General features: G+C 43.1%; 18 protein-coding genes. 17 read left to right on the plus strand and 1 reads right to left on the minus strand.

The features are described 5' to 3' along the window. The first annotated feature begins 145 nt into the window (after positions 1–145). The 14 genes from AOX59_RS18405 (at position 146) to AOX59_RS18470 (ending at position 14757) form a co-directional block, all read left to right on the plus strand. The gene (locus AOX59_RS18405; protein WP_068447820.1) at positions 146–1009 is read left to right on the plus strand and encodes an MIP/aquaporin family protein; all 864 of its coding nucleotides are present in this window, start codon (positions 146–148) and stop codon (positions 1007–1009) included. Further along, the gene (glpK, locus tag AOX59_RS18410) at positions 1006–2499 is read left to right on the plus strand and encodes a glycerol kinase GlpK (RefSeq protein WP_068447822.1); all 1494 of its coding nucleotides are present in this window, start codon (positions 1006–1008) and stop codon (positions 2497–2499) included. Before AOX59_RS18405 ends, glpK begins: the two co-directional genes overlap by 4 nt. A 191-nt stretch (positions 2500–2690) precedes the next feature. Further along, on the plus strand, positions 2691–3671 hold the full coding sequence (dhaK, locus tag AOX59_RS18415) for a dihydroxyacetone kinase subunit DhaK (RefSeq protein ID WP_068447823.1): 981 nt from the start codon (positions 2691–2693) through the stop codon (positions 3669–3671). Between the two features lie 14 nt (positions 3672–3685). Further along, the gene (gene dhaL / locus AOX59_RS18420; protein WP_068447825.1) at positions 3686–4306 is read left to right on the plus strand and encodes a dihydroxyacetone kinase subunit DhaL; all 621 of its coding nucleotides are present in this window, start codon (positions 3686–3688) and stop codon (positions 4304–4306) included. Between the two features lies 1 nt (position 4307). Further along, the gene (gene dhaM, locus AOX59_RS18425) at positions 4308–4682 is read left to right on the plus strand and encodes a dihydroxyacetone kinase phosphoryl donor subunit DhaM (RefSeq protein ID WP_068447827.1); all 375 of its coding nucleotides are present in this window, start codon (positions 4308–4310) and stop codon (positions 4680–4682) included. 187 nt (positions 4683–4869) lie between these two features. Beyond that, positions 4870–6531: a glycerol-3-phosphate dehydrogenase/oxidase gene (locus AOX59_RS18430; RefSeq protein WP_068447830.1), complete on the plus strand. Its 1662-nt coding sequence runs from the start codon at positions 4870–4872 to the stop codon at positions 6529–6531. 165 nt (positions 6532–6696) lie between these two features. Beyond that, the gene (locus AOX59_RS18435) at positions 6697–8514 is read left to right on the plus strand and encodes an IS1182 family transposase (protein ID WP_237049325.1); all 1818 of its coding nucleotides are present in this window, start codon (positions 6697–6699) and stop codon (positions 8512–8514) included. Between the two features lie 38 nt (positions 8515–8552). Next, on the plus strand, positions 8553–9563 hold the full coding sequence (locus tag AOX59_RS18440) for a tetratricopeptide repeat protein (RefSeq protein ID WP_068447831.1): 1011 nt from the start codon (positions 8553–8555) through the stop codon (positions 9561–9563). 101 nt (positions 9564–9664) lie between these two features. Then, positions 9665–10618 carry a thioredoxin-disulfide reductase gene (gene trxB / locus AOX59_RS18445; RefSeq protein WP_068447832.1) on the plus strand — a complete coding sequence of 318 codons (954 nt, stop codon included), beginning with the start codon at positions 9665–9667 and terminating at the stop codon, positions 10616–10618. A 381-nt stretch (positions 10619–10999) separates the two neighbouring features. Then, positions 11000–11464 carry an NUDIX hydrolase gene (locus tag AOX59_RS18450; protein WP_068447834.1) on the plus strand — a complete coding sequence of 155 codons (465 nt, stop codon included), beginning with the start codon at positions 11000–11002 and terminating at the stop codon, positions 11462–11464. 15 nt (positions 11465–11479) lie between these two features. Then, entirely contained in the window at positions 11480–12364 is an 885-nt protein-coding gene (gene rapZ / locus AOX59_RS18455; RefSeq protein WP_068447836.1) for an RNase adapter RapZ, read from the plus strand. Between the two features lies 1 nt (position 12365). Beyond that, a complete protein-coding gene (locus AOX59_RS18460; protein ID WP_068447838.1) occupies positions 12366–13334 on the plus strand; it encodes a gluconeogenesis factor YvcK family protein in 969 nt (322 codons plus the stop codon). Positions 13335–13374: 40 nt separating this feature from the next. After that, positions 13375–14325: a DNA-binding protein WhiA gene (gene whiA, locus AOX59_RS18465; protein ID WP_068447840.1), complete on the plus strand. Its 951-nt coding sequence runs from the start codon at positions 13375–13377 to the stop codon at positions 14323–14325. 180 nt (positions 14326–14505) lie between these two features. Next, on the plus strand, positions 14506–14757 hold the full coding sequence (locus AOX59_RS18470) for an HPr family phosphocarrier protein (RefSeq protein WP_068447842.1): 252 nt from the start codon (positions 14506–14508) through the stop codon (positions 14755–14757). Positions 14758–14972: 215 nt separating this feature from the next. Here the strand turns inward: AOX59_RS18470 and clpP are convergent, their stop codons facing one another. Then, positions 14973–15566: an ATP-dependent Clp endopeptidase proteolytic subunit ClpP gene (gene clpP / locus AOX59_RS18475; protein ID WP_068447844.1), complete on the minus strand. Its 594-nt coding sequence runs from the start codon at positions 15564–15566 to the stop codon at positions 14973–14975. Between the two features lie 338 nt (positions 15567–15904). Here clpP and AOX59_RS18480 point away from each other — a divergent pair, with 338 nt between their 5' ends. Genes AOX59_RS18480 through AOX59_RS18490 form a run of 3 tightly spaced genes read left to right on the plus strand, consistent with a single transcriptional unit; the run spans position 15905 to position 19577 of the window. Continuing rightward, positions 15905–16924, plus strand: coding sequence for an ABC transporter ATP-binding protein (locus AOX59_RS18480; RefSeq protein WP_068447846.1), 1020 nt, complete (start codon positions 15905–15907; stop codon positions 16922–16924). Further along, positions 16899–17882: an ABC transporter ATP-binding protein gene (locus AOX59_RS18485; protein WP_068447849.1), complete on the plus strand. Its 984-nt coding sequence runs from the start codon at positions 16899–16901 to the stop codon at positions 17880–17882. The genes AOX59_RS18480 and AOX59_RS18485 overlap by 26 nt, the downstream gene beginning before the upstream one ends. A 33-nt stretch (positions 17883–17915) precedes the next feature. Beyond that, positions 17916–19577: an ABC transporter substrate-binding protein gene (locus AOX59_RS18490; protein ID WP_068447851.1), complete on the plus strand. Its 1662-nt coding sequence runs from the start codon at positions 17916–17918 to the stop codon at positions 19575–19577. Positions 19578–19627: the final 50 nt, after the last annotated feature.

Consider the following 19627-nt stretch of genomic DNA (forward strand, 5'->3'; position numbering starts at 1 on the left):
TCAACAAGTTAAAATCGTGGTGGAGACATGGAGACCCACGCTGCAATAGTACTTTTGGAAAAGTATGTCTATTGCAGTGTGGGTTTTTTTGTTATCGCGTGCTTGTTTAATAGACGCATACATTATTGTAAAGGGAGTGATGGAGATGCCTGAGTTTTTAGCGGAAGTAATCGGTACGATGATTTTGATTATTCTGGGTGGAGGCGTTGTAGGCGGCGTCGTATTAAATAAATCAAAGGCAGAAGGTACCGGCTGGGTATTGATCACCATTGGCTGGGGACTTGGTGTTACAATGGGGGTATATGCGGTTGGCCAGTTTACAGGGGCACATATTAATCCTGCGGTAACACTTGGTTTTGCCGCTGCAGGTGAGTTCCCGTGGGCTAAAGTTCCGATGTATATAAGTGCTCAATTAATCGGCGCTTTTATAGGGGCAGTCATTGTGTTCTTTAATTATTTGCCGCATTGGAAAGTAACAGATGATAAAGTGGCCAAGCGTGATGTTTTCTCCACAACGCCGGCCATTCGCAGTCCTTTTTCCAATTTGATCAGTGAAATGATTGGCACTTTTGTTCTTGTGATGGGACTTTTGTTTATCGGTGCTAATGAGTTCACGGAAGGGTTGAATCCATTGATTGTCGGCCTGTTGATTGTTGCGATTGGGATGTCACTGGGAGGTACGACCGGTTATGCGATTAATCCTGCCCGTGATCTTGGACCGAGAATTGCTCATGCGTTGCTTCCGATACCCGGAAAAGGTGGATCAGATTGGAGTTACGCTTGGATTCCGGTTATGGGTCCGATTTTAGGAGGCATTTATGGTGCTGTGTTTTACAACGCTATGTTTTTAGGTGAATTTTCTGCATTGTTTTGGATATTAAGCGCTTTAGTTGCCATTATTTTCATTGGGGCTGCGAATTCGGAGTTAAGGAATGCGGAAACAGCAGCAGATGAAGTAGAAAAAAAATTGTATAGAAAAATAAACATTTCCAGGGAGGCGAAATTATGAGTGAAACATTTATTCTTTCAATAGACCAAGGGACAACAAGTTCACGCGCCATTTTATTTAACCACGACGGGGAAATCGTAGAAACAGCCCAAAAAGAGTTTGAACAATTTTTCCCGCATCCGGGCTGGGTCGAACATGATGCCAATGAAATTTGGACATCGGTACTGGCTTGTATCTCGGAAGTATTGCGCAAGTCAGAAGTGGATCCATCCCAGATTGCCGGAATCGGTATATCCAATCAGCGGGAGACAACCGTTATCTGGGATAAAAAGACGGGCAAGCCCATATACAAAGCGGTCGTCTGGCAATCACGGCAGACTGACGGCATATGCAAGGAATTAACTGAGCAGGGTTATGAAGATGTCATACGTGAAAAAACGGGCTTGTTGATTGACGCCTATTTTTCAGGAACAAAAGTCAAATGGATTCTTGATAATGTTGACGGTGCAAGAGAAAAGGCCGAAAATGGTGATTTGCTGTTTGGCACGATGGACACATGGATTGTGTACAAGCTTTCCGGTGGCAAGGCACACATTACCGATTATTCAAATGCGTCCAGGACATTGATGTTTAATATATACGATCTTAAATGGGATGATGAACTTCTGGATATATTGGGTGTGCCGAAAAGCATGCTTCCTGAAGTCAAGGAATCCTCCGAGGTTTATGCAAACACTGTTGATTACCACTTCTTTGGACATGAAGTGCCTATAGCCGGGATAGCCGGTGACCAGCAGGCCGCATTGTTCGGTCAGGCATGCTTTGACAAAGGAATGGCAAAGAACACATATGGAACTGGAAATTTCATGCTGATGAATACAGGTGAAGAAGGGGTTAAATCTGATCATGGTCTCTTGACAACTTTGGCCTGGGGCGTGAATGGCAAAGTGGAGTACGCTTTGGAAGGGAGTATCTTTGTATCAGGTTCGGCTATACAATGGCTGCGTGATGGCCTGAAAATTATCGAAAATTCCCCGCAGAGTGAAGACTACGCAACGAGGGTGGATTCCACGGACGGTGTTTATATGGTGCCGGCATTTGTCGGGCTGGGAACGCCTTATTGGGACAGTGATGCCCGCGGAGCCTTCTTTGGCATTACGCGTGGGACAACTCGAGAACACATGATCAGGGCAACACTCGAGTCACTTGCTTATCAGTCAAAAGATGTACTGGATGCGATGATAGAAGATTCCGGTATTAATTTAAAAACCATGCGGGTTGATGGCGGCGCCGTGAAAAATGATTTTCTCATGCAATTTCAAAGCGATATGGTTGGTGTTTCCGTTGAACGGCCTGTTGTACAGGAAACGACAGCATTGGGGGCCGCTTATCTTGCCGGGCTTGCGGTCGGCTACTGGAAAGATAAGAACGAGATTGCTGAACAATGGCAAAATGAACGGACATTTGAGCCTCACATGGAAAAAGAAACGCGCAACGGACTTTATGATGGATGGAAAACAGCTGTGAAGGCGGCAAGAACGTTTAAATAGTTTTGGGCGGGCGGAGGTCAATATGATACGATAAGCATTGACCTCCGTTCTTTGTTATTCTGCCTTAACGGGGCAGGAAGGCCTCCACATACCAGGAAAATAAATGAAGGATCAGATGCCCTTAATAGGAAAAAAACGCTCCATTAAATGACGTTTCACTTTATTAAAAAGAATAGAGGGAGGGACTAAAAATGAAAAAGATTATTAATGATCCAAATGAAGTTGTACATGATATGACGGAAGGTATGATCGCAGCACATTCTGATGAACTAAAGCAAATATCAGGAACGACGGTTATTGCGAAAGTCAATGCGCCGATTTCGGGCAAAGTTGGCGTCATCAGCGGTGGCGGAAGCGGTCATGAGCCTGCACACGCAGGTTACGTCGGTAACGGCATGCTGGATGCGGCGGTTGCCGGTGAAGTGTTCACATCCCCGGCACCTGACCAGGTGCTTGAAGCGATTAAAGCCGCTGATGGTGGCGCGGGTGTATTTTTAGTTATCAAAAATTATACAGGCGATGTCCTTAATTTCGAAATGGCAGCAGAACTAGCTGAAGCGGAAGGCATTAAAGTGGAAAAAGTGGTTGTGAATGATGATGTAGCTGTAGATGATCCATCTTCAAGAAGGGGTATCGCCGGAACCATTTTTGTTCATAAAGTTGCCGGGGCAAAAGCTGAACAGGGCGGCTCATTGGAAGAAGTCAAGGCCGCCGCTGACAAAGCTGTCAACAATATGCGATCCATGGGTATGGCGATGACACCGTGTATAGTCCCTGCCGCGGGAAGCCCAAGTTTTCAATTAGGTGAAAATGAAATGGAAATAGGCATCGGCATTCATGGCGAATCAGGAATTGAACGCAAAGAAATTACTGCTGCTGATGACATAGCTCAAGAACTGACGGACCGCGTATTGAATGATTTTGATTTCACCGGTGAGGCAGCTGTTATGATAAACGGTCTGGGATCCACCCCTGAGATGGAGCTGTATATTGTCAATAAAAAGGTGCAGTCCATATTGGCGGAAAAGGGAATCACTGTTTACAAAACATTTGTCGGAGAATACTTGACATCGCTGGAAATGACAGGCTGTTCGGTGACGCTATTGAAATTGGATGATGAATTAAAAACACTGCTTGACGCACGAGCACAGACACCTGCTTTTCACAGCTGAGAAAGGGGATAGACATGGAGTTAACCGTACAGGATATTGTTACATGGATCGAAAAAGCAAACGAAAAAATGCAAGCAAATAAGGAATATCTCACAACACTTGATCAGGAGATTGGTGACGGTGACCACGGCATTAATATGGCACGCGGGTTTCAGGAAGCTGCTGCTAAATTAGCTGATAATGACTACCCTGATGCTGAAGCAGTCTTGAAGGATACCGCCATGACGCTCATGTCTAAAATCGGCGGCGCATCAGGTCCGCTATTCGGGACAGCGTTTTTGAAAATGTCTGTCGCATCGAAAGAAGCAGAAACGCTTGATTACGAGACGTTTAAGCACGGTCTAAAAGAAGCCGTTGAAGGCATCAAACAACGGGGGAAAGCCACAGAAGGCGAGAAAACACTAGTGGATGTCTGGGCAAAGATGGCTGATTTATTCAACAAAGAAACAGATTTTTCAGCTGATAAAATTGCTGATGAGGCTAATGATGCTATGGAACAAACCAAGGATATGATGGCAACGAAGGGCCGCGCTTCATATTTTAAAGAGCGGTCAATCGGGCATATAGACCCGGGTTCGGCTTCGTCTCAATATATTTTCACAGCATTGGCTGAGGTCATTGGAGGGAAGTTATAACATGTCGTATGCTGGTATCGTGCTTATTTCTCATAGTCCCAAAGTTGCTGAAGGAATAAAAGATATGATTCGCCAGGTTATTAAAGAAGTGCCGATTGAAGCGGCCGGCGGTACGGATGAAAATGATATAGGGACGAGTATTGAAAAGATTCAGCAGGCAATCAATCGTGCCAATAACGGTAACGGTGTATTAATTTTTTATGACATTGGCAGCGCCAAAATGAATGCAGAAATGGCTGTTGAGATGACAGAAGCAAAGGATGTCACGGTCATGGAAGCCCCATTGGTCGAAGGGTCCTACGTTGCGGCTGTTGAATCCGGCATGGATAAAGATACGGAAAGTATTGCTGCTGCTGTCACGAAAGCGTTTGGATAGGTATTGCTATACACCGGCTGTTTGCATGTGTTATGATAATAATAAGTTAATAAAAATGCTGGAGAAGTGGAGAAACCGCAAAGAGCTGATGAATTCTTTTCATTAGTCTTTTTTGCGGTTTCTTTTTTTGGGTATAGAAGTAATAGTTACTAAATTGATAGGAACAGTTGAAGAGGAGTGAGTGAATATGTCAGTATTTTCAAGTCATCAGCGGGAAAATATATTTCAGTCGATTGAACAAGAGCAGCTTGATGTGCTTGTGATCGGCGGCGGAATTACCGGTGCGGGGATTGCACTGGATGCGGTCACCCGGGGTATGAATGCAGCTGTTGTGGAAATGCAGGATTTTGCTGCGGGTACCTCAAGCCGTTCAACCAAACTGGTGCACGGGGGTTTGCGCTATTTAAAGCAATTTGAGGTGAAAATGGTATCGGAAGTGGGCAAAGAACGGGCGATTGTTTATGAAAACGGCCCGCACGTCACGACACCTGAGTGGATGATGCTGCCATTATATAAAGGCGGCACATTCGGACCATTTACGACAAATATTGGCCTGCGCTTGTATGATTTTCTGGCAGGTGTCAAAAGGTCCGAGCGCAGAAAAATGCTGAGTCCTCAAGAAGCAGCAGAAAAAGAACCGCTTATTAAGGATGATAAGCTAAAAGGTGCAGGTTATTATGTTGAATATAAAACAGATGACGCACGGCTCACAATTGAAGTCATGAAAAAAGCGGTTGAGTATGGTGCGCATTCAATCAATTATGCAAAAGTCATTGATTTTATTTATGATGCCGGAAGAATTGCAGGAGCCGTTGTTGAGGATCAGATCACGGGTGAGCATCGGTATATTTATGCTAAAAAAATAGTCAATGCAGGCGGCCCCTGGGTTGATGACCTCCGTGAAATTGACGGTTCCAAGCAGGGAAAGTCGCTTTATCTGACCAAAGGTATTCACCTGGTCTTTCCGAAAAAACGATTCCCGCTGCAGCAGGCAATTTATTTTGATGCACCGGATGGAAGAATGATTTTCGCCATTCCCAGAAATAAAAAAACGTATGTAGGAACCACTGATACAAGTTATCAAGGGGATATAGCTCATCCGCAAATGACTGAAGATGAACGTGATTATTTGTTGGAGGCCATCAATTTTATTTTTCCGTCACTTGATATGACGAAAGATGATGTCGATTCAAGCTACGCCGGTCTCAGGCCACTAATTGCTGAAGAGGGAGAAGACGATCCGGATGAAATCTCCCGTAAAGATGAAATGTTCATCTCTGATTCAGGACTGATATCAATGGCCGGCGGTAAATTGACAGGTTACCGGAAGATGGCCGAAGATACGGTGGATGCCGTTATGAAACAGCTGAAAGACGAGGACGGTATCTTGTATTCTGATTCGGAAACAGAGCATTTGCCGATTTCCGGTGGTGAAGTCGGCGGATCAAAAGGCTTTCAGAAGTTTAAACAAGATAAGATTACAGAAGCGGCCGACCTTGGAATCATTGAAGAGACAGCCGACTTCCTTATTCAGAAGTACGGAGCAAATATAGACAGGCTTTTTGAGATATACAAGAATGAGAAAGCGCGTGCCAAGGAAGCGGGTATCGAACCAACAGTATTTGCCGAACTGCAATACGCCCTCAAATTTGAAATGGCCTATAAACCTGCAGACTTCTTTGTACGGCGAACGGGCGCGTTGTTTTTTGACATTGATTTTGTCAGATTCCATAAAGATAATGTGATTAACTATATCGCTAAGGAATTGCAATGGAGCGATAAGCAAAAACAGGAATACATTGATGAACTGGATCAATTGCTTCATGAATCTGTAAACCCGGTGGATTGATAAGACGAGGCTGGGACAAAACCCAGTAAAATTGAAAAAGCGTGGTACTTATCGATTAGGTAATGTACCACGCTTTTTTTATATTATCGTTAATTTTTAGTAAACAAAAAGGATCGCCTCTGATAAAATTAAAGTAACCACACAATAACCATCGGAGGGATCCTTATGTTTAAACATTATAACATGAATCAAGTGGTTTTGCCTTTAGATTTAGAAATAAAAATAGAGGAAAATGATATTGCCTATGCCGTCAATGACGTCGTGGAAACTATCCCGGATGATGCCTTCACAGGTTTCCGGCGCGAAACAGGCTGCCCAGCTTATCATCCGCGCATGATGATGAAGATTATTTTATGTGCTTACACGCAATCTGTTTTCTCCGGCAGAAAGATCGAAGGATTACTACATGACAGTGTCCGTATGATGTGGCTGGCTCAGGGATATGAACCAACGTATCGCACCATCAATCGATTTCGTGTGCATCCAGAGGTTAAAGAGTTATTGCGTCAATGCTTCGTCCAATTCCGCTGCCAGCTTGTACAGGAAAAACAGATTGATGAAGAAGCGATTTTCATCGATGGGACCAAGATTGAAGCGAATGCCAATAAATACACATTTGTTTGGCGGAAAGCGATAGAGAAACACAGCGCCAAATTGGTGGAGAAGTCCAATCAAATGTATGATGAATTGCTGGAAAACGAAATTATCCCGGAGATTGAACGGGAAAGCGAGGACGAATTATCCACCGATGAACTCAGGCAAATAGCTGAGAAACTGGATGAGAAAGTCGAAGCGTATGACAAAGAGATTGAGGCACGTGAAAAAGGAAGCGAACGGAAACAGCTTCGTTCCGAACGTAAAGCACCGAAACAATACCGCAAACGGTTCAGGGACTTTGTCGTGCGCAAACAGAAATATAAGCAGGACATGAAAATTTTCGGGGAACGCAACAGTTACTCCAAGACAGACCATGATGCCACGTTTATGCGCATGAAAGATGACCATATGAGGAACGGCCAGCTGAAAGCAGGTTATAATGTGCAGCTTGCGACAGAGGGTCAATACGCGCTCGCTTACGATGTATTCCCAAACCCGACGGACACACGTACTTTCGTTCCTTTCCTGGATCATATTGAGGAAGGTTACTTTGAGCTGCCTAAGTATATTGTGGCTGACGCAGGTTATGGCAGTGAACAAAATTACGAAGACGTCCTCGAGAACCGGGAACGCACGCCCCTGATTACATACAACCAATACCGGAAAGAAAAGAAAAAGAAATACAGAAATAACCCTTTCCATTCCGCCAATTGGGGATATAACACGGAAAACGATTATTTTATCTGCCCGAATGACCAAAAAGTAACATTCCGTTACCTATCCCAACGAACAGACCGGTACGGCTATACACGGACCTTCAGAGTTTACGAGTGTGAGGACTGTTCAGGGTGCCCACTGCGTTCCCAATGCACCAAAGCGAAGGAAGGGAATAACCGGAAAATTTATTATAACGCGAAGTGGGAAAGCCAAAAAGCCTACACAAGACAACAGCTTTCGGAAGAAGAAACTGGCGAAGTTTACGGGCGACGTAAAATCGATGTGGAGCCAGTCTTCGGATTTCTGAAGGCTAATTTGCGTTTCCCGCGTTTCTCAGTCAGGGGGCAGGAGAAAGTGAAAAATGAATTAGGATTTGCATTCATGGCGGTGAACTTGAGAAAGTACACCGCCAAAAAGACAAATCCTACCTTAGATAATAACAACCATTTAAATCAAAAAGGTTCCAACCATCAAAAACTGATGATTGGAACCTTTTTTAAGTCATTTTTGGCTAGTTATGTCCCAGCCCCGTCTTTTTATTTCCGGTTGATGATGGGGCACAATAGTATTGTGCCCCATCATCAACCGAAGAAACAGGATATCAACCGAAGAAACAACAATCTTTTTTACTCAAATACATATATTATTCGTAACACAACTGTGTTATAATTTGGTCGATGTTATTCGACAATAAAGGGGATGAGTTTATGCAGGAATCAGACAATAGGGTACAACGGTTTAATGAAAATATTATCCCCTTTATCCCTGACGGCGATTTTTATTTTACGAAAGGTGCTGAAGCCTTTCAGAAACATAAATTTGATGTTGCGACAAAATGGCTGCACAAAGCTATTGAAACAGATCCGGAAAACCCCCTGTATCAATGCCAGATGTCGATCGTTTATACGGAGATTGGCGCTTTTCATGCTGCGAATCAGCTTCTGAATGACGTACTGACATCAACAGATGATCACTATCCGGATTGCTACTATTTGCTGGCAAATAATTACGCTCATTTAGGGTTATTAAATGAAGCGAAAAAACACGCAAAAATTTATCTCGATCAAGCAACTGATGGGGACTTTAGCGCAGATGCCGAACATTTGCTGGATTTGATGCATATTGATGAAGAAGACGATAATAATGAATGGCAATTTGATGAAGAAGATGAGTTGCTCGTTTATCAGGAAACAATTTTTCATCATATGGAAAACAATGCGTGGAATGAAGCGCTCCCATTGCTTGAAGAAATGCTGGCCTTGTTTCCGGAACACCAATCAATTAAGCACGATTATACATACGCTTTATTTGCTGTCGGATATACCGAGGATGCCATCAGAATGGAACTTGAAGTCCTGTCGGAGCATCCTGATTCCTTGAACAGTCACAGCAATCTGGTCATGTTTTATTATGAGACAGGGCGGAAAAAGGAATATGAATGGCATTTAAATCAATTGCTGAATGTGTATCCGATGCGTGAACAGCAAAAATTACGGGTAGCTGTAACGTTTGCAAGAACTGGTGCATTCAATCAAGCATATTCACGATTTAAGCAGCTGGCTAAATGGCAGTTGAAAAGCCATTTATCCTATTTTAAATGGTACAGTATAACAGCCTATAACCTTGGTGAACCTGCAAAAGCTCTTTCATTATGGAAGGAAGGGTGCAAAAGACATCCACAGCTGGCAGAGCAGGAAGGTCCATGGAAAACAGAGTAGGTTGCCTGTATTTTTGGATGAGCAAATAGGTAGACTAAACAGTGAACGTTTAATACGATAAATATGGATTGATGATAATTGCGAAAGAAAGGGCTGATTACATGGCCGAAGAACGTATGTATGATGTGATTATTGCAGGTGCCGGACCTGCCGGTATGACTGCAGCAGTTTATGCATCACGTGCAAATCTGGACACGTTGATGATTGAACGCGGCATTCCGGGCGGACAGGTCGCTAACACAGAAGACGTTGAAAACTATCCCGGTTACGAACACATTTTAGGGCCGGATTTATCGAATAAACTGTTCGAACACGCCAAAAAATTTGGGGCTGAATATGCCTATGGTGATATTAAAAATGTTGAAGATTACGGTGATTATAAAACGGTTATCGCCGGCAGCAAACAGTATAATACGCGTGTTCTGATCATTACAACAGGCGCGCAATTTAAGAAACTCGGCATCCCCGGTGAAGATGAGCTTGGAGGACGCGGTGTATCTTATTGTGCGGTCTGTGATGGGGCATTCTTTAAAGAAAAAAATCTTGCCGTTATCGGCGGAGGAGACTCTGCTGTTGAAGAAGGCATGTATTTAACACGATTCGCTGATAAAGTCACAATTGTGCATCGCCGTGATAATCTGCGTGCCCAGAAGATTTTGCAGGATCGTGCCTTTAATAATGATAAGGTTGACTTCATCTGGGACACCGAAGCAAAAACGATTAACGGTCCGGATGGCAAGGTGAATGCTGTTTCTCTTTATAACAATGAGACAGGAAAAGAATATGAGTACCCGGTTGATGGTGTATTTATTTATATCGGAATGGTACCACTGAGCGAACCATTTAAATCATTAGGTATCACAAATGATGAAGGTTATATTCCAACGAATGAAAATATGGAAACATCTATTCCTGGCATTTATGCAGCAGGTGACATTCGTGAAAAATCACTTCGACAAATTGTAACAGCAACCGGTGATGGAAGTATTGCTGCCGAAGCTTCACAGAAGTATATCGAGAATTTGGAAGAAGAATTGAAAGCAGCACAGTCATAATCAACTGAAAAGATAAGGTGAAAAGGCTCTTGTGAAGGGTCTTTTCACTTTTATACTCATCTTTTTAAAAAATATTACATTGCTTGAAAATTCATTTAATCAGAAAGTAAATACTTTTTAACGCTGTTGTAATACGCATGAAATATTTATCGGGTATAATAATAAATAACTAATTGACCCCCTTTTAATAATAAATTAGTTTCTCGCAGGTGATGATTCACCTGCATTTTTTTTGTGCTTTTTTAAATGTTTAAAACAGATCCTGTCCAAGTCTGTCGAACAGGCTGTATAGTTGTTGGTTTGGTGGTAATGGGTGTATAATGGAAATAGTGTTTTATCCCTCAATTTAACTTTGGGATAAAAGAAAGAAGTGACGAAGGAATGCAACGTGTAACAAATTGCATATTATTACATAACGATAAAGTTTTATTGTTGAAAAAGCCGCGCCGGGGTTGGTATGCCGCTCCCGGCGGCAAAATGGAAAAAGGTGAATCGATTAAAGAGTCGGTAGTCCGTGAATATCGTGAAGAGACCGAATTGCAATTGATTGAACCCGAGCTGGCAGGCGTATTTACTTTTTCAATTTTTCATGGTGAAAAACTGATGCAGGAATGGATGATGTTTACCTTTTTCTGTGAGCAATATACAGGTGCCTTAGCGCATTACTGCCGGGAAGGTGATTTGGAATGGGTCACACAGCAGATGGTTAGTGATTTGCCAATGGCAGAGGGTGATCGAAAAATTTTTGAACACGTACTGGACTCAGATAAAATGCTTTATGGGTCCTTCCAATATAAGGAAGACTTTGATCTGATTGACTGCCGATTCGACCCATCCCACGTTTAAAGAGGAGAATTGCAAATGGCAAAAAGTGAACTGGAAACAAAACTGGTTGTTATTACAGGGATGTCAGGTGCAGGGAAAACAGTTGCCGTTCAAAGCTTTGAAGATCTCGGTTATTACTGTGTTGATAATTTGCCGCCCGCATTGCTGCCAAAATTCCTTGAGCTGATGAAAGATTCAACGAACAATATTAAAAATGTAGCACTCGTTATGGATTTGCGCGGCCGTGAGTTTTTTGATTCATTATTCGAAGCTTTGGATATCTTAGGAGAAGCGGAATGGCTGAATGAACATATCCTTTTTCTGGACGCCAAAGAGGAGTCACTAGTCAGCAGATACAAAGAAACGCGACGCTCTCATCCCTTGGCGCCGGAAGGTTTACCGCTTGAGGGGATTCAACAGGAGCGGAAAATCCTCGATGAACTAAGAGGCAGAGCACAGCGGATTATTGATACGACCAATTTAAAACCAAAGGAATTAAGAGAAAAAATCCTGAAAGCTTATACCGAAGAAAAACAGGACATCTTCTCTGTTCACATGGTTTCATTTGGTTATAAATACGGTGTTCCAATTGACGCGGACTTGTTGTTTGATGTCCGGTTTTTGCCGAACCCGCATTATGTTCCGCATATGCAGCCGCTGACCGGATTGAGCTCAGAAGTATCGTCATATGTTTTCAAATGGTCTGATACGCAGAAATTCAATGAAAAAGTACTTGACTTATTGCAGTTCATGCTTCCTCAATATAAAAAAGAAGGGAAGTCACAGCTTGTAGTCGGAATCGGGTGTACAGGTGGACAGCACCGGTCTGTTGCGCTTGCTGAATACTTTGCCAAACAACTGTCAACGAACTACATTACCCATGTCAGCCATCGTGACATTGACAAAAGAAAGGGACATTAATATGAACAACAGCCAAAAGAACCCGAGTGTTGTGGTCGTTGGCGGCGGGACAGGAATGCCGGTCCTCTTGCGCGGGCTGAAGGATTTGCCCATTGACTTGACTGCTCTGGTGACAGTAGCTGATGACGGTGGAAGTACAGGGCGATTAAGAAATGAAATGGCCATACCTGCTCCCGGTGATATACGGAATGTTATTGCTGCTTTATCAGATGCCGAACCGATGCTGCTTGAACTGTTTCAGCACAGGTTTAATGTCGGCAATGGATTATCGGGGCATTCAATGGGTAATTTGCTGCTGGCAGCCATGACATCTGTGACAGGGAACTTTTTTACCGGTATTCAGGAAATATCACGTGTGTTAAATGTCAAAGGTGAAATTTATCCAATATCAAATGATAGCATGTCGCTGTATGCAAAAATGGAAGATGGAACGGTCGTATCGGGTGAATCCAATATACCGCTTGCCAACAAAAAAATTGAACGTGTATTTCTGAGTCCGCAGCCTGTCCGGCCCCTTCCGAATGCAGTAGAGGCAATTGAAAAGGCTGATCTGGTGATCGTGGCTCCGGGTAGTCTTTATACAAGTATTTTACCAAATCTGATTATTCCACAAATCGACGTGGCGCTCGGCAATACAAAGGCTAATGTCGTTTATGTGTGCAATGTGATGACCCAAGCGGGGGAAACAACAGGATATACAGCTGCAGATCACGTTCAGGCAATCCGTGATCATATCGGTTCCGGTTGTGTCGATTCAATCGTTGTTCATAATGAACCGATACGCAAACAAGTTCGTGAAGTGTATGCAGAGGAAAATGCTGATCCGGTTATTTATGATACGGAACGTCTGCTTGATATGGGACTTAAGATCATTGAAAGTGATATTATTGACCCGCAGCGCACGACTTTACGTCACGATACACAAAAAATAGCAAACTTGCTTTATTCAATGCTGGATAATAACACATGAAGCAGACAATACAAGACTGTTGAACAGGGAGGTGTCAGGTATGTCTTTTGCAGCGGAAATAAAAAAAGAATTGACAGGGATTGAGCTGGATTCTTCCTGTAAGAATGCTGAACTGGCTGCATTGATACGGATGAATGGCGTGGTGTCCAAGTCCGGAAGTCATTACACACTTGATGTCCAAACAGAAAATGCTGCCATAGCCCGGCGGATATATACGTTGGTCAAATCATCATATGATATTTCGGTCGAGTTGCTTGTCCGTAAAAAAATGAAGTTGAAGAAAAATAATGTCTATATTGTCCGCATGAAGGAATATGTCCGGCAATTGCTGTTTGAATTAGGTATTGTACAGGATGACTATACGTTCACACGAACGATTCCGGAGCAGTTTAAGGAAAAAGATTGCTGCAAACGATCCTATTTAAGAGGGGCCTTTTTGGCAGGCGGCTCCATGAATAACCCTGAAACATCGTCATATCATCTGGAAATAACCAATTCATATCAGGAACATAATGAATCCTTGTGTGAATTGATGAATGAATATGAATTAGGCGCACGGAGCCTTGAACGTAAAAAAGGGTATATTGTTTATTTGAAAGAAGCAGAAAAAATAACGGATTTCTTAAGTATTATAGGCGCCCACAATGCCTTATTCAAATTTGAAGACGTCAGAATTGTGCGGGACATGCGTAATTCAGTCAATCGCCTGGTCAACTGCGAAACAGCCAATTTAAACAAAACGATTGGTGCAGCGTTCCGCCAGATTGAAAATATCAATTTTATTTCAGAAATGGTTGGCTTGGAAGCATTACCTGAGAAACTAAGAGAGATTGCAGCACTTCGGGTCCAGCATCAGGATATCACGCTGAAAGAATTAGGCGAATTAGTTTCCAGCGGCAAAATATCCAAATCAGGCGTCAACCACCGGCTTAAAAAAATCGATGAATTTGCTGAGAAACTTCATGAAGACAGAGTTGTTTCAAAAAAGTGACTAATTGTACATTTTTCGAAGGTTGTATGATATACTATTTATATTTAAAGTAGCGGCAACAGCATTCGAATACTGCTTTTTTTAAATGGGGAAAACTTTCACGGGTTTCGTGTTGAGATAGCGACAACCCGTTTTTTAAAAATAATCTGAAAACGTTTTCAGTCAAGGAGGATGAGATGGTTGTTGGAAAAAATGGTAAAAGTTGATTTGGAATCAGGTTTACAATCGAGGCCGGCAGCTCAATTTGTACAGGAAGCTAATGGGTATTCTTCACATGTATTTCTTGAAAAAGATGGGAAGCGTGTGAATGCCAAAAGTATTATGGGGCTGATGAGTGTTGCGGTTACACCGGGTGAGACAATCAAATTAATTGCTGATGGCAATGACGAAGAAGATGCACTCAATGGATTAATCGATTTTGTCTCAAAATAGAAGTTATAGAGTCATTAAAAACGGCTGTACCGGATTTGGTACAGCCGTTTGTGTTTAATTATGATTTATCCCGCATGTAACTGGCAGTAAGACCCCCATCTCACATGTTCGGGTATACGATAAGGATTAGGTGGGGGGTAAACTGCCAATAAATGTCCGATTCTGTTCATCTAACAATCAGTGGGAAAAGGCGCCCCACTGGTTGAAGATTCACTTTATTTTTTGTCTGTATTTCTTTCCAAAATCTTGTCAATCAAACCGTATTCCACAGATTCTTCAGCAGACTTGAAGTTGTCTCGGTCGGTGTCGCGTTCAACGACTTCCAGTGGCTGTCCGGTGCGATCAGAAAGAATTTTGTTCATTTTTTCCTTCATCTGGATGATGCGGCGGGCATGGATTTCGATGTCAGTCGCCTGTCCCTGTGTTCCGCCTAGTGGTTGGTGAATCATGACTTCACTGTTAGGCAGCGCATAGCGTTTGCCTTTTTCACCTGCAGCCAGTAGAAACGCACCCATTGATGCAGCCATTCCAGTGCAGATGGTGGAAACATCTGATTTGATGAATTGCATTGTATCGTAAATAGCCATGCCAGCTGTGATCGAACCGCCGGGAGAGTTAATGTACAATGAAATATCCTTATCCGGATCTTCCGCTTCAAGGAAAAGAAGCTGTGCTACAATTGAGTTGGCCACGTTGTCATCAATCCCGCTGCCAAGCATGATTATGCGGTCTTTCAGCAGGCGTGAATAAATATCATATGCGCGTTCTCCACGATTTGTCTGTTCAATGACTGTCGGTATCAGATTCATATGTTTTCTTCCTCCTTATTTCATTTCATATTCACCCATTATGATTGGATATTTTTATCATAACGAATAGGTCAAAAAAGGTCAAATAATATAATTCGTCTGTGTATATTATGGTGACCAGCCAAAATCAAGTCTCCCGATATGTCATAAGTCATTTACCATCATACCCCTAAAACCTCAATGATAAAACCCATAGCTGAAAATCTTTAACCAGTTTTAAATGGATATTTTATCTTGCATTATTGTCTCATTCATTATAAGATTATAATTGAATTATTAAGAAATTTTAAATTTAGGTAAATAATATTAATCTTACATAAATTAAAGGGGGAAGAGACGTGCCAAAGGAAACAATCCTGGAATTGGACAACTTACATACACATTTTTTCACGGATGAAGGTGAAATTCCAGCGGTCAATGGCGTCAGCTTCTCATTACATAAAGGGGAAATTGTTGGGATAGTGGGGGAGTCCGGCTGTGGCAAGAGCGTAACATCGTTATCGATTATGCAGCTGGTGCCAAGCCCTCCAGGGAAAATTACCGGTGGTGAAATAAATTTTAAGCATGAAAACATCGTTCATGCTTCCCAAAAACGGATGAAACAAATTCGCGGCAATGAAATCGGTATGATTTTCCAGGAACCAATGACATCGCTTAATCCGCTTTTTACGATAGGAAATCAATTAATTGAAGCCATCCGGTTCCATCGAAAAATAACGAAAAAAGAAGCCAAACAGGAATCGATTGAACTGTTAAATTTGGTAGGAATACCCAGGGCTGAGGATGTGGTTGATGAATACCCTCACCAATTATCCGGCGGGATGCGGCAGCGTGTCATGATTGCCATGGCAATGTCATGTAATCCGGATATGTTGCTTGCGGACGAGCCCACGACGGCTTTGGATGTAACTATTCAGGCGCAAATCCTGGATATCATGAGGAATTTAAATAAAGAAAGAGACACTGCGATATTATTAATTACGCATGACTTGGGGGTGGTAGCTGAACTGTGTGAACGTGTTATTGTCATGTACGCCGGACAGGTCGTTGAGGAAGGAAGTGTACGGGAGATTCTGAAAGATCCGCAGCATCCATATACAAGGGGACTTATACGTTCGTTGCCCAAGCTTCATGGTGATGAACAATCGCTTTACTCCATTCCTGGAACCGTTCCTAAACCGGGAATGGCGCAGTCCGGGTGTCAATTTGCTCCACGCTGTGAATTTGCGTTTGACCGATGCTTTAAGGAGCCTCCGGAGCTATACGATCTGGGAGATGGGCGCAGCAGCCGCTGTTTCTTATATGACAAAAAGGAAGGGGATGCAGCAAAAGATGGCGAATCTGCTCTTGGAAGTTAACGGTCTGAAAAAGTATTTTCCGATCAAAGGGGGTGTATTTGGCCGAAAAGTTGGTGAAGTTAAAGCGGTTGATGATGTATCGTTCACGGTAAAAGAAGGAGAAATTCTCGGACTTGTTGGTGAATCAGGGTGCGGGAAGTCAACAACCGGAAAATCAATACTTCGCTTAAGCGAACCCACAGCCGGTGAAGTGAAGTTTCAGGATCAGGATGTTAACGGGTTAAGTAAAGAAGATATGCGAAAACTGCGCCGTAACATGCAGATTATATTTCAGGATCCATATGCCTCATTAAATCCCCGGCATACAGTTGAGAAAATAGTGGGAGAGCCGCTTTTGATTCATGGTATGAAGTCTTCCGGTGAACGGAAGGAAAGAGTCAGGGAGCTTCTGAAAGTTGTAGGGCTCAGCTCTTATCATGCGTCAAGGTACCCGCACCAGTTCAGCGGCGGTCAGCGACAGCGTATCGGGATTGCACGTGCGCTTGCCAACAATCCTAAATTGATTATTTGTGATGAGCCTGTATCAGCATTGGATGTTTCTGTACAGGCACAAATTCTTAACCTTATGAATGAGCTGCGGGACCGGTTTAATTTAACCTATATCTTTATTGCACATGATCTCAGTGTTGTAAAGCATATTTGCGACAGAGTCGGTGTTATGTATCTGGGGCGCATGGCTGAATTGACAAGCAAAGATGGACTTTATAATAATCCTAAACATCCTTATACACAAGCCTTAATGTCAGCGGTTCCAGATCCGGATCCTGATTATCAGAAAGATCGCATTATCCTGAAAGGTGACGTTCCGAGTCCATCAGATCCGCCATCAGGCTGTGCATTTCATAAAAGATGTCCTTATGCAATGGATATTTGCAGTGAAGTGCGGCCGGAGTTCAGGGAAGTTGAAAACAATCATTATGTTGCATGTCATCTGTATGATGATACTGTGCAGTCATAATCGGTTGTTAAAAATTATAAGGGGGTTGCACACATGAAGCCAAGATTTTGGCTATTAATGGTTTTCGTTGCGTTGGCATTAGTAGTAGTAGCATGCAGCGGTGATGATGACTCAGATGCCGCGGGTGACAGTGATGGAAGCACTGGAGAGGACACCGAAGCGAACAGCGGCAGTGATGGTGAAGATGTACTGGTGTTTGCACGTGGCGGCGATTCGGAGAGTCTTGACCCCGGGAGTACAACAGATGGGGAATCGTCAAGGGTGACCAGACAGGTACTGGAAAGTCTGCTTGATTTTGATAAGGAATCATTTGAAGTTGTACCCGGCCTTGCGGAAGATTGGGAGGTCTCTGATGATGGTTTAAATTATACATTTTATTTGGAAGAAGGGGTCACCTTCCATGATGGCACAGATTTTAATGCGGAAGCTGTTAAGACGAACTTTGAACGCTGGGCCGATCCTGAACATGAATATGCTTTTGAGGAAGAAGGATATGTCTATTCCATGTATGGAACGATGTTCGGCGGTTATCAGGGCGATGACAGTCATGTGATTGAAAAAATCAATGTTGTGAACGATCATGAAATTGAGTTTGTCCTGAAACAGCCTTTAGGCTATTTTCTGCAAAATATGGCTATGAGTTACTTTGCCATTACTTCTCCTGCCGCACTTGAAGAATATGGACCTCAGATTAATGAAAATCCGGTTGGTACCGGACCGTTTAAATTTGAAAGCTGGACTAAAGATGATTCAATCGAATTAAGTAAATTCGAGGATTATCGTAAAGACGGTCTACCAAAAGTTGACAGTGTCGTATTCGAAGTCATTCCGGATAACGCCGCACGTCTGATTGCCCTGCAATCCGGTGAAATTGATATTATGGATGGGCTGAATCCGGATGATGCTGAAACCGTAGAAGCCGAGGAAGGTGTGGAGCTGTATACACGCTCTGAAAATAACGTTGGCTATGTAGGCTTTAATACTCAGAAGGAGCCGCTTAATCAGGTGGAGGTCCGCCGGGCAATTAACCATGCGATTGATCGTCAGGCAATTGCAGAAGCCATGTATGCAGGGTACGCACAGCCTGCCAAAAACCCATTACCGCCGAGCTATATGGGTTACAATGATGATGTTGAAGGCTATGAATATGACGTGGAAAAAGCTAAAAGTTTATTAGCAGAAGCGGGCTATGAAGATGGTATGGAAATAGAGTTATGGACAATGCCTGTTGCCAGACCTTATATGCCTGATCCGGAAACAGTTGCTGAAATTGTTCAGAACAATCTGTCGGAAGTGGGAATCGAGGTTTCAATTGTACGCGAAGAATGGGCACCATATCTGGAAAAAACACTGCAAGGTGAACAGGAAATGTTCATGCTTGGCTGGTCCGGCACGAATGGTGACCCGGATTACTTCATGAGCAGTCTCCTTCATGGTGACAATGTTGGAAGCAGCAACCGAACATTTTATGAAAATGATGAAGTCGATGAATTGCTGAATCAGGCAAAAACCTCTATTGACCAGGATGAACGTGCCGAATTGTATAAAGAGGCTCAAACGCTTATAAGTGAAGACGCACCGATGGTTCCGCTCGTGCACTCTGAACCTGTTCTGGCTGCCGCTAGTTATGTGGAAAATTATGTGCCGCATCCGTCAACAAGCGAATCACTTGCTGAAGTTGAATTGGCGAATTAAAAAACCAGAGGGCAGCAGTCAAATTCTGCTGCCCTGTTTGGCAGTCCTCC

Origin of the sequence: Lentibacillus amyloliquefaciens, from assembly GCF_001307805.1 — a bacterium.
GTDB classification, from domain to species: domain Bacteria; phylum Bacillota; class Bacilli; order Bacillales; family Amphibacillaceae; genus Lentibacillus; species Lentibacillus amyloliquefaciens.